Source organism: Nocardioides baculatus (genome assembly GCF_016735675.1).
GTDB lineage: Bacteria > Actinomycetota > Actinomycetes > Propionibacteriales > Nocardioidaceae > Nocardioides > Nocardioides baculatus.
In genome coordinates this window covers 661,073-674,397 of record NZ_JAERSG010000002.1, presented here as the reverse complement: position 1 = coordinate 674,397, position 13,325 = coordinate 661,073, and the positions used below count along the sequence as shown (strand labels likewise).

12 protein-coding genes are annotated in these 13,325 nt (G+C 70.4%); 7 read left to right on the top strand and 5 right to left on the bottom strand.

Features of this window, described 5'->3' with window-relative positions; genetic code table 11:
* Positions 1-84: 84 nt before the first annotated feature.
* Positions 85-1,056 (bottom strand): heme o synthase, encoded by a 972-nt coding sequence (locus tag JI751_RS09045; RefSeq protein WP_307814034.1) that lies wholly within the window; start codon positions 1,054-1,056, stop codon positions 85-87.
* 184 nt (positions 1,057-1,240) lie between these two features.
* Between JI751_RS09045 and tkt the strand changes: the two genes are divergently transcribed.
* From tkt to JI751_RS09010, 7 genes are all read left to right on the top strand, one after another.
* On the top strand, positions 1,241-3,355 hold the full coding sequence (gene tkt, locus JI751_RS09040; protein WP_201935599.1) for a transketolase: 2,115 nt from the start codon (positions 1,241-1,243) through the stop codon (positions 3,353-3,355).
* 32 nt (positions 3,356-3,387) lie between these two features.
* A complete protein-coding gene (gene tal / locus JI751_RS09035) occupies positions 3,388-4,503 on the top strand; it encodes a transaldolase (protein WP_201935598.1) in 1,116 nt (371 codons plus the stop codon).
* A complete protein-coding gene (pgi, locus tag JI751_RS09030; protein WP_201935597.1) occupies positions 4,500-6,149 on the top strand; it encodes a glucose-6-phosphate isomerase in 1,650 nt (549 codons plus the stop codon). Before tal ends, pgi begins: the two co-directional genes overlap by 4 nt.
* Positions 6,149-7,672, top strand: coding sequence for a glucose-6-phosphate dehydrogenase (gene zwf / locus JI751_RS09025; protein ID WP_201935596.1), 1,524 nt, complete (start codon positions 6,149-6,151; stop codon positions 7,670-7,672). The genes pgi and zwf overlap by 1 nt, the downstream gene beginning before the upstream one ends.
* Before the next feature lie 148 nt (positions 7,673-7,820).
* A complete protein-coding gene (locus JI751_RS09020; protein WP_201935595.1) occupies positions 7,821-8,732 on the top strand; it encodes a glucose-6-phosphate dehydrogenase assembly protein OpcA in 912 nt (303 codons plus the stop codon).
* On the top strand, positions 8,729-9,460 hold the full coding sequence (gene pgl, locus JI751_RS09015; RefSeq protein ID WP_201935593.1) for a 6-phosphogluconolactonase: 732 nt from the start codon (positions 8,729-8,731) through the stop codon (positions 9,458-9,460). Before JI751_RS09020 ends, pgl begins: the two co-directional genes overlap by 4 nt.
* A gap of 359 nt (positions 9,461-9,819) precedes the next feature.
* A complete protein-coding gene (locus JI751_RS09010) occupies positions 9,820-10,563 on the top strand; it encodes a type IV toxin-antitoxin system AbiEi family antitoxin (RefSeq protein WP_236665848.1) in 744 nt (247 codons plus the stop codon).
* Positions 10,564-10,644: 81 nt separating this feature from the next.
* On the opposite strand, the gene JI751_RS09005 is transcribed toward JI751_RS09010, so the two are convergent.
* The 4 genes from JI751_RS09005 to JI751_RS08990 are packed head-to-tail and all read right to left on the bottom strand — an operon-like array spanning position 10,645 to position 13,322.
* The gene (locus JI751_RS09005; protein WP_201935591.1) at positions 10,645-11,004 is read right to left on the bottom strand and encodes an RNA polymerase-binding protein RbpA; all 360 of its coding nucleotides are present in this window, start codon (positions 11,002-11,004) and stop codon (positions 10,645-10,647) included.
* A 27-nt stretch (positions 11,005-11,031) separates the two neighbouring features.
* Positions 11,032-11,271: a preprotein translocase subunit SecG gene (secG, locus tag JI751_RS09000; RefSeq protein ID WP_201935590.1), complete on the bottom strand. Its 240-nt coding sequence runs from the start codon at positions 11,269-11,271 to the stop codon at positions 11,032-11,034.
* A gap of 43 nt (positions 11,272-11,314) precedes the next feature.
* The gene (gene tpiA, locus JI751_RS08995) at positions 11,315-12,109 is read right to left on the bottom strand and encodes a triose-phosphate isomerase (protein ID WP_201935589.1); all 795 of its coding nucleotides are present in this window, start codon (positions 12,107-12,109) and stop codon (positions 11,315-11,317) included.
* Between the two features lies 1 nt (position 12,110).
* Positions 12,111-13,322 carry a phosphoglycerate kinase gene (locus JI751_RS08990; protein WP_201935588.1) on the bottom strand — a complete coding sequence of 404 codons (1,212 nt, stop codon included), beginning with the start codon at positions 13,320-13,322 and terminating at the stop codon, positions 12,111-12,113.
* Positions 13,323-13,325 lie beyond the last annotated feature (3 nt).

Sequence of the window (13,325 nt, the reverse complement as noted above, 5' to 3'; positions counted from 1 at the left end):
GATCGGCACGGGCCGGGCACGGGGCAACGTCTCAAGAAGACGCCCAGAGTCTTCGCAGACCCGGGACAACGTCTCAAGAGATTGTCAGCGTCCGAGCAGCGGATCCAGTGCGACGGCCACGAAGAGCAGCGAGAGGTAGAGGTTGGAGGCGTGGAAGAGGCGCATCGGGTTGATCTCCGAGAGCGCGTCCGAGGTCTTCGCGCGCCGCCACATCCGGTGCGCCTCGACGAGGAAGACGGCGCCGAGGACGGCCGCCGCGACCGGGTAGACGAGGCTGGTGCCGGCGACCGGCCAGAGCGCCAGCGACGTCGCCACCATCACCCAGCTGTAGAGGACGACCTGGCGTCCGACCTCGGCCGCCGGCTTGACCACCGGGAGCATCGGGACGTCGACGTTGCGGTAGTCCTCGCGGTAGCGCAGCGCCAGCGCCCACGTGTGCGGCGGCGTCCAGAAGAACACGACGAGGAACAGCACGACCGGTGTCCAGGCGAGCTCACCGGTGACGGCCGTCCAGCCGATCAGGGCCGGGAAGCAGCCCGCCAGCCCGCCCCAGACGATGTTCTGGGTCGTGCGGCGCTTGAGCAGCATCGTGTAGACGAAGACGTAGAACGCGTTGGCGCCCAGCGAGAGCGCCGCGGAGAGACCGTTGACCCCCCACCAGAGCACCGCGGTCGAGACGACTGCGAGCACGGTGGCGAAGACCAGGGCCGAGCGCGCGGTGACGATGTGCCGCGGCAGGGCCCGGCGCCGGGTCCGCCGCATCTGCTCGTCGATGTCACGGTCGTAGACGCAGTTGTAGGCCGACGCAGAGCCCGCCGACAGCGTGCCGCCGATGACGGTCCACACGACGAGCATCAGGTCCGGGATGCCACGGTCCGCGAAGAACATGACCGGGACGGTCGTCAGCAGGAGCAGCTCGATGACCCGCGGCTTCGTCAGGCCGACGTAGGCCCCGACGACGTCGCGCCACGTCGTGGACTCGGGACCGGGGACGCCCGCGCCGTCGCCGTCCGACGGCCGCGCTGAGGCGTCGGCGTGCGGACCTGCTTGGGACACGGAGGGGACCTCGCGGGAAGGGTGCGGATGAGACGGGTACATCGTGGGAACCGAGGGGTTTCAACGCCTGTCGTCGCAGCGTCCGGAGGCACCCTCGGGTGGGGTCGAGTCTACTCGGGCACGGCGCTAGGCTCGCAGTCGAGGGGCCTGTGTTCCCCGTTGCACTCCACCGAGAGGAACTGTGTTGACCACGAAGTCCGCCCTGCCCGCCACCCTCGAGTGGGACGCCACCGACGACAAGGCGGTCGACACGGCCCGGGTCCTGGCGATGGACGCCGTCCAGAAGGTGGGCAACGGCCACCCCGGCACGGCCATGAGCCTGGCGCCGGTGGCGTACCTGCTGTTCCAGAAGGTCATGCGGCACGACCCGGCCGACCCCGAGTGGGTCGCCCGCGACCGGTTCGTGCTGTCCTGCGGGCACAGCTCGATCACCCTCTACACCCAGCTCTTCCTCGGCGGCTTCGGCCTCGAGCTCGACGACCTCAAGGCGCTGCGCACCTGGGGCTCCAAGACCCCCGGCCACCCCGAGCTCGGCCACACCGCTGCCGTCGAGGTGACGACGGGGCCGCTCGGCCAGGGCGTCGGCAACGCCGTCGGCATGGCCCTGTCGAACCGCCGCATCCACGGCCTCCTCGACCCGACGGCCGGGGCGGGCGAGGGCCTCTTCGACCACCAGGTCTACGTCGTCGCCTCCGACGGCGACCTCGAGGAGGGCGTCAGCTCCGAGGCCTCCTCGATCGCCGGCACCCAGCAGCTCGGCAACCTCACGATGATCTACGACCGCAACCGGATCTCGATCGAGGGCGACACCGACATCGCGTTCACCGAGGACGTCGCCGCCCGCTACGAGGCCTACGGCTGGCACGTGCAGAACGTCGACTGGACCAACGGCGGCAAGAAGTACGTCGAGGACGTCCCCGCGCTCTACGCCGCGATCCGCGCGGCGCACGCCGTCCGCGACAAGCCGTCGATCATCGTCCTCGACACGGTGATCGCCTGGCCCGCCCCGAACGCGCAGGGCACCGAGGCCGCCCACGGCAGCGCGCTCGGCCCCGAGGAGGTCGCCGCGACCAAGGAGGTCCTCGGGTTCGACCCCGCGCAGACCTTCGAGGTCCCGTCAGGTGTCCTCGAGCGCACCCGCGAGCTGCGCGAGCGGGGTTCGGCGTGGTCGACGGAGTGGAACGAGCGCTACGCGACCTGGTCCTCGAGCCACAAGAAGTCGGCCGAGCTGCTGGAGCGGCTCAAGCGTCGGGCGATGCCCGACGACCTCGCCGACGCGCTTCCCACCTTCCCCGCCGACGAGAAGGGCGTCGCCACGCGGGCCGCGTCCGGCAAGGTCATCAACGCCCTCGCCCCGGTCCTGCCGGAGCTGTGGGGCGGCTCGGCCGACCTCGCCGGCTCCAACAACACGACCATCACCAGCGCTCCCTCGGTCGGCCCTGTGGTCGCCGAGGTCGGCGAGTGGAGCACCGACCCGCACGCCGGCCGCGTCCTGCACTTCGGCATCCGCGAGCACGGGATGGGCGCGATCATGAACGGCATCGCGGCCGACCGCCTGACCCGGGTGTTCGGCGGGACGTTCCTGACGTTCTCCGACTACATGCGCGGCTCGGTGCGCGTGGCGGCGCTGAGCAAGCTGCCGGTGACCTATGTCTGGACCCACGACTCCATCGGCCTGGGCGAGGACGGCCCCACGCACCAGCCGATCGAGCACCTCGCGGCCCTGCGCGCCATGCCCGGCCTCGACGTCGTACGCCCTGCGGACGCCAACGAGACCGCCGCCGCCTGGCAGACCATCCTCGGACACACGGACCGCCCGGCCGCCCTGGTGCTGACCCGGCAGAACGTGCCGGTCTTCCCGCGCGACGAGGACGGGTTCATGTCGACCGAGGGGGTGGCCCGCGGGGGCTACGTCCTCATCGACTCCGAGAAGGCCACGCCCGACGTGATCCTCATCGGCACCGGCTCGGAGGTCCAGCTCGCCGTCGAGGCTCGCACCCTCCTCGCCGAGGACGGCATCTCCGCGCGCGTCGTGTCGCTGCCGTGCCTCGAGTGGTTCGAGGACCAGGACCAGGCCTACCGCGACACCGTCCTCCCGCCCACCGTCAAGGCCCGCGTCTCCGTCGAGGCCGGCGTCAAGCAGGGCTGGCGTGAGTTCGTCGGCGACAACGGCCGCATCGTCTCGATCGAGCACTACGGCGCATCCGCCGACTACGCCCGGATCTACACCGAGTTCGGCATCACCGCCCAGGCCGTCGCCGACGCCGCACGCGACAGCGTCGCCGTCGTCACCGCCTGACCCACCCAGACCACCTCTACGAGAGGAACCACATGAACGACCGCTTGAAGGACCTGGCCGACGCCGGGGTGTCCATCTGGCTCGACGACCTGTCGCGTGAGCGCCTGGAGACGGGCAACCTCGCCGACCTGGTGCAGAACAAGCACGTGGTCGGGGTGACGTCGAACCCCGCGATCTTCCAGGCCGCGCTGGCGGACGGCGAGCGCTACGACCCGCAGGTGCGCGAGCTCGCCGCGGCCGGTGCCGACGTCGAGAAGGCCACCCAGACGATCACCACCGACGACGTGCGCGAGGCCTGCAAGGTCCTGCGTCCGGTCTTCGACGCGACTGACGGAGTCGACGGACGCGTGTCCATCGAGGTCTCCCCCGGTCTGGCCCACGACACCGAGCAGACGGTGGCCGAGGCCGCCGAGCTCTGGAAGATCGTCGACCAGCCCAACCTGCTCATCAAGATCCCCGGGACCAAGGAGGGCTGGCCCGCGATCACCGAGACCATCGCCGCCGGCATCTCGGTCAACGTGACGCTGATCTTCGGCCTCGAGCAGTACAAGAACGTGATGGAGGCCTACGTCTCCGGGCTCGAGAAGGCCAAGGACAACGGCCACGCGCTCGCTGACATCCACTCGGTCGCCTCGTTCTTCGTCTCGCGCGTCGACTCCGAGATCGACAAGCGCCTCGACGCCACGACCGAGGGCCCGGGCACCGACGCGGACCTCAAGGGCAAGGCCGGCGTGGCCAACGCCCGTCTGGCGTTCCAGATGTACGAGGAGTTCTTCAGCGGTCCGCGCTGGGAGGCCCTGGAGGCCGAGGGCGCCCGCAAGCAGCGCCCGCTCTGGGCCTCGACCGGCGTGAAGAACCCCGACTACGACGACACGATGTACGTCGTCGACCTCGTCGTCGAGGACACCGTCAACACCATGCCGGAGAAGACCCTCGACGCCGTCGCCGACCACGGCGAGGTGCGCGGGGACCGCGTCCGTCCGTTCTACGACGACGCGCACGCGCACATGCACGCGCTGGCAGAGGCGGGCATCGACTACGACGACGTGATCGAGGTGCTGATCAAGGAGGGCGTCGACAAGTTCCTCGTCGCCTGGGACGAGCTCCAGACCACGCTCGGCGCCTCGCTCGAGGCCGCACGGAAGTGAGCGAGGCGGTCGATCCCAGCACCACTGCGGCGTGGGCCGAGCTGGACCGGCTCGCCGGCTCGTACGCCCCTGACCTCCGCGGGCAGCTGGCCGACGCCGACTTCGTCGCGCAGCGAACGCTGACCGCGGCCGACCTCCGCGTCGACCTGTCGAAGAACCTCGCGGGGGCGGAGGTCGAGGCTGCCCTGCTCGCCCTCGCCGACGAGGTCTCGGTGGTCGCGCGCCGCGACGCGATGTTCGCCGGTCAGCACATCAACGTCACCGAGGACCGGGCGGTGCTCCACACCGCCCTCCGACTCCCGGCGTCGGCCTCGCTCACCGTCGATGGGCAGGACGTCGTCGCCGACGTGCACGAGGTGCTGGACCGGGCCTACGCCTTCGCGGAGCGCGTGCGTTCGGGCGAGTGGACCGGTGTCACCGGTCGGCGCATCGAGACCGTCGTCAACATCGGCATCGGCGGGTCCGACCTCGGCCCGGTCATGGCCTACGAGGCGCTCAAGCCCTACCGGCAGGACGGACTGACCTGCCGCTTCATCAGCAACATCGACCCGACCGACGCGGGCCAGAAGCTCGCGGGGCTCGATCCGGAGACGACGCTGTTCATCGTCTCCAGCAAGACCTTCGGCACGCTGGAGACCCTGACCAACGCGCGGCTGTGCAAGGCGTGGCTGCTGGACAACCTGCCGTCCGGCACCGACCCCGACGCCGCGGTCGCCCGGCACTTCGTCGCCGTCTCGACCGCGCTCGACAAGGTCGCCGACTTCGGCATCGACACCGACAACGCGTTCGGCTTCTGGGACTGGGTCGGCGGGCGCTACTCGATGGACTCCGCGATCGGCCTGTCACTGGTCATCGCCGTCGGCAAGGACCACTTCGCCGACATGCTCGCCGGGTTCCACGCGATGGACGAGCACTTCCGCACCGCGCCGGCCGAGGCCAACGTCCCGCTGCGGATGGGCCTCCTCAACGTCTGGTACACCAACTTCCTCGGCGCCCACACCCACGCCGTGCTCCCCTACGCCCAGCTGCTGCACCGCTTCCCGGCCTACCTCCAGCAGCTCACGATGGAGTCCAACGGCAAGGGCGTGAGGTGGGACGGCGAGACCGTCGGCTACGACACCGGCGAGGTCTTCTGGGGCGAGCCGGGCACCAACGGCCAGCACGCCTTCTACCAGCTCATCCACCAGGGGACCCGGCTCGTGCCGGCGGACTTCATCGCCTTCGCGCGGCCGGCGTACGCCCTCACGGACGGGGACAGTGACGTCCACGAGCTGTTCCTGGCGAACTTCTTCGCGCAGACCAAGGCCCTCGCCTTCGGCAAGACCGCCGACGAGGTGCGGGCGGAGGGCGTCGACGAGGAGCTCGTGTCGGCCAGGACCTTCCCGGGCAACCGTCCGACGACGTCGATCATGGCGCCGGCGCTGACGCCGTCGGTGCTCGGCCAGCTGATCGCCCTCTACGAGCACATCACCTTCGTCCAGGGCGCCGTGTGGGGCATCGACAGCTTCGACCAGTGGGGCGTCGAGCTGGGCAAGCAGCTGGCCCAGGAGCTGCGCCCGGCGGTGTCGGGCGATGCTGCCGTCGCCGCAGAGCAGGACGCGTCCACCCAGTCCCTGATCCGCTACTACCAGGAGCACCGCGGCTGATGAGCTACACCAACCCCCTCCGGGACCCCCAGGACCGTCGGCTCCCCCGCATCGCCGGCCCCTGCGGCATGGTGCTGTTCGGGGTCACCGGCGACCTGTCGCGCAAGAAGGTCATGCCGGCCATCTACGACCTCGCCAACCGCGGCCTGCTGCCGCCCGGCTTCAGCCTCGTCGGTTTCGCCCGGCGCGACTGGGAGGACCAGGACTTCGCGCAGATCGTGCACGACGCGGTCAAGGAGCACGCGCGTACGCCGTTCCGTGAGGAGGTGTGGAAGCAGCTGTCCGAGGGCTTCCGGTTCGTCCCCGGCAACTTCGACGACGACCACGCCTTCGAGCAGCTCCGCCGCACGGTCGAGGAGCTCGACGAGCTGCGAGGCACCGGCGGCAACATGGCGTTCTACCTGGCGATCCCGCCGGGCTTCTTCGGCACGGTGGTGGGCCAGCTCAAGAAGCACGGCCTCGCCGAGCAGGGCCCTGACCAGTGGCGGCGCGTCGTGGTGGAGAAGCCGTTCGGCCACGACCTCGAGTCCGCGCGCGAGCTCAACGAGACGCTCGCCGAGGTCTTCCCGTCGGGCTCGATCTTCCGCATCGACCACTACCTCGGCAAGGAGACGGTGCAGAACATCCTGGCGATGCGGTTCGCCAACAACATGTTCGAGCCGATCTGGAACTCCAACTACGTCGACCACGTGCAGATCACGATGGCCGAGGACATCGGCATCGGCGGCCGGGCCGGCTACTACGACGGCATCGGCGCCGCGCGCGACGTGATCCAGAACCACCTCCTCCAGCTGATGGCGCTCGTCGCGATGGAGGAGCCCGTCGCCTTCGACGCCGAGAGCCTGCGCATCGAGAAGCAGAAGGTGCTGCGGTCGGCGCAGCTGCCGCCGCGGCTCGACACCACCACCGCGCGCGGGCAGTACGCCCCGGGCTGGGCCGGCGGCGAGAAGGTCATCGGGTTCACCGAGGAGGAGGGCATCAAGAAGACGTCCGCCACCGAGACCTTCGCCGCGATCACCGTCCACGTCGACACCCGGCGCTGGGCCGGCGTCCCGTTCTACCTGCGGACGGGCAAGAGGCTCGGCCGCCGCGTGACCGAGGTCGCCGTGGTGTTCAAGCGGGCGCCGCACCTGCCGTTCACGCAGACCGCGACCGAGGACCTGACCAAGAACGCGCTCGTGATCCGGGTGCAGCCCGACGAGGGCATGACGATGCGGTTCGGCGCGAAGGTGCCCGGCACCGCGATGGAGATCCGCGATGTCAACATGGACTTCGCCTACGGCGGCTCGTTCACCGAGGCCAGCGCCGAGGCGTACGAACGCCTCATCCTCGACGTCCTGCTCGGCGACCCGCCGCTCTTCCCGCGCCACGAGGAGGTCGAGCTCTCGTGGAAGCTGCTCGACCCGGTGATCGCCCACTGGGCGAAGAAGGGGCGGCCGGAGCCCTACGAGTCGGGCACCTGGGGTCCCGAGTCCGCTGACAAGATGCTCGCCCGCGACGGACGCGTCTGGAGGAGGCCGTGACCATGACCTCACCCCACGAAGCCGCTTGCTCCTCCCGCAACGCTTCACCCCGCGACAAAGTGACCTCCTCCGCTTCGCTCCCCCGGACCACTTTCCCGCGGGGACCCCAAGCGGCTCCTCCGCCGAACAACATCGAGGGGACCCCGAGATGATCGAGCTCACCGACACCAACTCGTCCAAGATCGCCGCGGAGTTCGTGCGGGCCCGCACCCGCGCCGGCAGTCCCGCGATGGGCATGGTCATGACGCTGATCATCGTCGCGCCCGAGGAGGACGCCGCCGAGGCGATGACTGCGGCCAAGCGAGCATCGCGCGAGCACCCCTCGCGCGTGCTCGGCGTGATCCTCGGCGACGCCCGCGGGTCCGGCCAGGTCAACGCGCAGGTCGGCAGCGGGGACGGGTGGGGCGGCGAGACCGCGCTCATCCGGCTCAAGGGCGAGGTGGTCAAGCACGCGGAGTCCGTCGTGCTGCCGCTGCTGCTCCCCGACTCCCCCGTCGCCATCTGGTGGCCGACGGCTGCACCCGCCGACCCGGCCGCCGACCCGCTGGGCGCGCTCGCCCAGCGGCGGATCACGGACTCCGCGTCGGTGTCGCGCGGCAGGTCGACGGCGATGCTGACGCAGGCCCAGGTCTACGCGCCGGGCAACACCGACCTCAGCTGGACGCGACTCACCCCGTGGCGCGCCCTGCTCGCGGCCGCCCTCGACCAGCACCCGCTGAAGGTCACCGGAGCCAAGGTGACGGCCGAGCGGGTCAGCCCCAGCGCCGACCTGCTGGCCGCTTGGCTCTGCGACCGGCTCAAGGTCGATGTCTCCCGCGGGATCTCGGACGGACCGGGCATCACCGAGGTCAGCATGGAGACCAAGGAGGGACCGATCCGCATCTCGCGTGCCGACGGCCGCCTCGCCACCTTCACCTCGCCCCGCCGGCCCGACCGGCCGGTCGCCCTCAAGCGACGCGAGGTCCCGGCCCTCCTCGCCGAGGAGCTGCGCCGGCTCGACGAGGACGACATCTACGCAGCGACCGCCGCCCGGCTGGTGAAGCTCAGGAGCAAGAAGTGACCGCGCCCGACGTACGCCGTCACGACGACGCCGACGTCCTCGTCGGGGACGTCGCCTCCGCGCTGCTCGACCGCCTCGAGGCCGCGCAGGCTCGGGGCGAGGTGCCCCAGATCGGGCTCACCGGCGGATCGATCGCCGACCAGCTCCACCGCGAGCTGGCCCGGCGTGCCCCGGACTCGGCGGTCGACTGGTCCCGGGTCGTCTTCTGGTGGGGCGACGAGCGCTTCGTGCCGCGCGACTCCGAGGACCGCAACGCGCGCCAGGCCCGCGAGGCGCTGCTCGACCACGTCGGCATCGACGAGGCCAACGTGCACGAGGTGCCGGCGAGCGACGAGGTCGTGACCGCGGAGGAGGCGGCCGAGGCCTACAGCGCGACGATGCGCTCGGAGGGCGCCGGCTTCTTCGAGGTGCTGATGCTCGGCATCGGCCCGGACGGCCACTGCGCCTCGCTGTTCCCCGGCCACCCGGTGCTCGAGGCCCGCGACGCGATCGCCGTCGCCGTCCACGACTCCCCCAAGCCGCCGCCCGACCGGGTGACCCTGACCTTCGAGGCGATGGACCGCTGCCGCGCCGTCTGGTTCATCGCCAGCGGCGAGGGCAAGGCCGACGCCGTCGCCCGCGCCCTCGCTCCCGACGGCTCGATCGAGGAGACCCCCGCCCGCGGCGTACGCGGCGACGAGACCGTCTGGTGGCTCGACGCCCCCGCCGCGTCGGGCTTGCCGACCTGACGCTTGTGCACACGCGGGCAGTGGCGAGCTGACGCTTGTGCGCACGCTGAGCGCGTCGAGCCGACGCTTGAGTGCAAGTTCTCCACAGGCGATGGCGCACGTGTTCATCGGTCGTACGGGCTGGGCACACGAGCGGGATGGACCTCACACCATGGCTGCACCGGCCGTTCCTCGACGACACCTTCCCCTTGCCTACCAGCGTTCCGTTCACTGCGCGGACAGCGGCAGAGAACGGGGTCGGACGTCGTGATCTCGCAGCGCTCGTGCGGGCGGGACTGCTCCGGCACCCGATCCGGAACTGCTACATCTCGGCCGCTCTGCCGGACGACATCTCCACGCGTTGCGCCTGCTTGCGGCTGGTGGTGCCGCCCGACGCCATCGTCGTGGAGCGTCACGCCGGCTGGCTGCTGGGTGCGGAGATGCTGCTCCTGCCGAACGAACACCTCAGCGCGCTTCCGCTGACGATGGACCTGCCGCTCGGTCGCGGGCGGTTGCGCAACAAGCTGGTCGACGGCGGCCAACGCACCTTGTTGCCAAGAGACATCACCGAAGTTCACGGAGTCCGCGTGACGACCCCGCTACGCACTGCGCTCGATCTCGGACGGCAGCGATGGCCCGAGCCCGCGATCACGGCCTTGGATGCGCTGCACCGGCTCGACGCCTTCACGGTCGACGAGCTGCTGCACGAGATCGACAGGTTCAAGGGGATGCGTTGGGTCACGACGCTCCGCGAGGTGGCACCGCACACCGACGGACGTTCGCAGTCCGGCGGCGAGAGCGTGATCCGGTGGCGGTGGAAGCACCTGCCCGTGGCCCCGCCACAACCCCAGGTGGAGGTCCGCTCCCGTGGTCGGCTGGCCTTCATCGACGTCGGCAACGCCGACGTCCGCGCCGGTGTCGAGTACGACGGCGAGGAGTGGCACAGCGCCGAAGACGACCGCCACCGTGACGACGTACGTCGCACGTGGCTCAACAAGGACGCGGACTGGGTGATCGAGCCGTTGGTGTGCGCCGACGTGTACGGACCTCAGCAGCGCGTCGAGGAGGTGATCTTCGCGGTCATGGCAGAGGCAGTACGACGTACGCGCGGGCGCGGCGCGTGAGCACAAGCGTCAGCTCGACGCATCTCGCGTGCACACAAGCGTCAGCTCGGCACGCTCAGCGCGTGCACAAGCGTCAGGTCGTCAGAAGATGATCTCGCCGGCCTTGCGGCGGGAGCGGAGGAGGGCGACGGCCTCGTCGAGGATGCTGGCGGCCTCGGTCTCCGAGCGACGCTCCTTCACGTAGGCGAGGTGCGTCTTGTAGGGCTCGATCTTCGGGGCCGGGGGCGGGTTCTCGCTGTCCAGGCTGGCCGGGAGGCCGCACTTGGGGCAGTCCCACGACTCGGGCACGCTCGCCTCGATGGCGAACGTCACGACCGAGCGGTGGTCGTGGCTGCAGAAGTAGGTGACCGTCTGCCGCGGCGCGGCGTCACCGCGCTCGGCCTCACCCATGGGACCCGCTCCGACCCGGCTACCCCGGATCGCGTTTCCAGCACCAGCCACGACGGCTCCTTCGAAGAGTGGGGGGACTCAGTTGCCCGAGTAGGCCTTCAGCAGGCCCAGGGCGATGATGCATGCGAACCAGATGACACCGACGCCGACCGTGAACCGATCGAGGTTGCGCTCGGCAACCGACGATCCCCCCAAGCTGCTGGAGACCCCGCCACCGAACATGTCGGAGAGGCCGCCACCGCGGCCCTTGTGCAGGAGTACCAGCAGGATCATGATCGCGCTCGACAGGACGAGCAGGACGGTGAACAGCAGAATCACGAGCGGAAGCCTACGTCACGACGGCGACGAACCCACCAGCGCCTCACAGCACCGGCATGTCGTAGAAGCGGCAGATGCCGCCGAACTCGTCGACCTGCAGGCTCGCGCCCCCGACGAGGCAGCCGTCGACATCCGACTTGTCCATGATCCCGCCGACGTTCGCGGCCTTGACCGACCCGCCGTAGAGGATGCGGAGCGCGTCGGCCGCGGCGTCGCCGTGCACCTCGCGCACGCGCTCGCGGATGGCCGAGCAGACCTCCTGGGCGTCGTCCGGGGTCGCGACCTCGCCCGTGCCGATCGCCCACACGGGCTCGTAGGCCACGACGAGGCCGGCCACCTGCTCGGCGGTGAAGCCGTCGAGCGAGCCGTCGACCTGCGCGAGCGTGTAGGACACGTGCTCGCCCGCCTGGCGTACGTCGAGACCCTCGCCGACGCACACGATCGGGACCATCCCCGCCGACAGCGCCTTGTGGGCCTTGGCGTTGACCAGCTCGTCGCTCTCGCCGTGGTGCTGACGACGCTCGGAGTGGCCGACGACGACGTAGGAGCACCCCAGCTTGGCGAGCATCGCCGCTGAGATCTCGCCGGTGTAGGCGCCGTTGTCGTGGACGGAGACGTCCTGCGCGCCGTAGCGGATCGCGAGCCGGTCGCCGTCGACCATCGTCTGCACCGAGCGGATGTCGGTGAACGGCGGCACCACGACGACCTCGACCTTGCCGTAGTCGTGGCGCTTGTCGGACAGCGTCCACGCGAGCTTCTGGACCAGCACCACCGCTTCCTGGTGGTTGAGGTTCATCTTCCAGTTGCCCGCCATCAGCGGTGTGCGCTTGTCGGCCATGTCAGCCCCTCTCGAGTACGGCGATGCCCGGGAGCTCCTTGCCCTCCAGGAACTCCAGCGACGCGCCACCGCCGGTGGAGATGTGACCGAACGCGGCCTCGTCGAAACCGAGCTGGCGCACGGCGGCAGCGGAGTCACCGCCACCGACGACCGACAGCCCGTCCACCTCGGTCAGCGCCTGCGCCACGGCACGGGTGCCGTCGGCGAAGGCGTCGACCTCGAAGACACCCATCGGGCCGTTCCAGAAGACCGTCTTCGCGTCCGCCAGCGCCGCGGCGAACGCGGCCGCGGACTCGGGACCGATGTCGAGCCCGAGCGCGTCGGACGGGATCTCCGACGCGGGTACGACGCGGGGCTCGGGCTCGCGGTCGCCCGACGGGAACGCCGTGTCGACCACGACGTCGGTCGGCAGGACGATCTCGACGCCCCGGTCCGCCGCCTCCGTGAGGTAGCGGGTGCAGGTGTCGAGCTGGTCGTCCTCGAGCAGGCTCTTGCCGACCTCGTGACCCTGCGCCTTGAGGAAGGTGAAGACCATCCCGCCGCCGATGAGGATCTTGTCGGCCTTGTCGATCAGGTTGTCGATGACGCCGAGCTTGTCCGACACCTTCGAGCCGCCGAGCACGACCACGTAGGGGCGCTCGGGGTGCTCGGTGAGCCGGCGCAGCACGTCGACCTCCGCCGCGACCAGCCCGCCCATCGCGGACGGCAGCCGCAGCGCGATGTCGTACACGCTCGCCTGCTTGCGGTGCACCACGCCGAAGCCGTCGGAGACGAAGGCGTCGGCGACCTGCGCGAGCTGGTCGGCGAACGAGCCGCGCACGGCGTCGTCCTTGCTGGTCTCGCCGTCGTTGAAGCGGACGTTCTCCAGGACGGCGACCTCGCCGTCCTGGAGCGCCTCGACCGTCTCGGTGGCACTGGTGCCCACCGTGTCGGTCGCGAACGCCACCGGCTTGCCGAGCAGCTCGGAGAGCCGCTCGGAGACCGGCTTCAACGAGTACTTCGGGTCGGGCGAGCCGTCGGGGCGGCCCAGGTGGGCGGTGACGACCACCCGGGCACCTGCCTCGGCGAGCTGCTTGATGGTCGGGACGCTCGCGCGGATCCGGCCGTCGTCGGTGATCGTGGTGCCGTCGAGGGGCACGTTGAGGTCCGAGCGGACCAGTACGCGCTTCCCCGTCAGGTCACCCAGCGACTCGATGCCTGCAGTGGAGGTCATCGA